The following is a 701-nucleotide window of genomic DNA, read 5'->3' as shown; positions in this document are numbered from 1 at the left end:
ATTTATTTCCAAGTGCTATGAGTATGAATACCCGTAGCGAGTTAGAAGAAGAACGCCGTTTGTTTTATGTAGCTTTAACAAGAGCCGAAAAGCAAGCGTATTTAACCTATGCATTATCACGTTACCGATGGGGGAAATTAGTAGATTCTGAACCAAGTAGATTTATTCAAGAAATTGACGAGGCATATTTAGATATTCAAACACCCATTGAAGAACAACGTATTAATCCTATGCTTAGCGCCGATATTTTTGGTGATGTTGATTCAAACGGACACAAAACGGTGTATAACAAAGTACGTTTTAAGCCAGCAAAACAGCCTACTTTTAAAAAAGGACAAACCAAACAAGCACCAGAAAAATACCAAGCACCAACACCTAAAAATTTAAAACGGGTATCTAGCGCAACAAGTAGTGCTGCAAACACCAATTTATTTGATGGTAATTTAGCTGCAGGTAATATGGTTAAGCACGAACGTTTTGGTACAGGCGAAGTTTTAAAAATTGAAGGCACAGGTGCCGATACTAAAGCCGAAATTAAATTTACAGGTGTTGGTGTTAAAAAACTATTGCTAAGGTTTGCTAAATTAGAGGTAATAGGCTAATTAGAGGTGTGTTTTAATGGTTTTGTTTCGCGTTGTTGGTAACAGTGTTTATCAGTCAAAAGGCTCATTGTAAATATGTTTAACAATTCCGTCTGTTAT

1 protein-coding gene is annotated in these 701 nt (G+C 36.1%); it reads left to right on the top strand.

Going from position 1 to position 701, the window contains the following annotated elements; genetic code table 11:
• A partial coding sequence (locus FUA24_RS07645) for a 3'-5' exonuclease (RefSeq protein WP_317131945.1) occupies positions 1–602 on the top strand: 602 nt, incomplete at its 5' end.
• Positions 603–701: the final 99 nt, after the last annotated feature.

This window comes from Seonamhaeicola marinus (assembly GCF_008085455.1).
The sequence above is the reverse complement of the archived record's forward strand: the minus strand, read 5'-3'. Positions and strand labels throughout refer to the sequence as shown.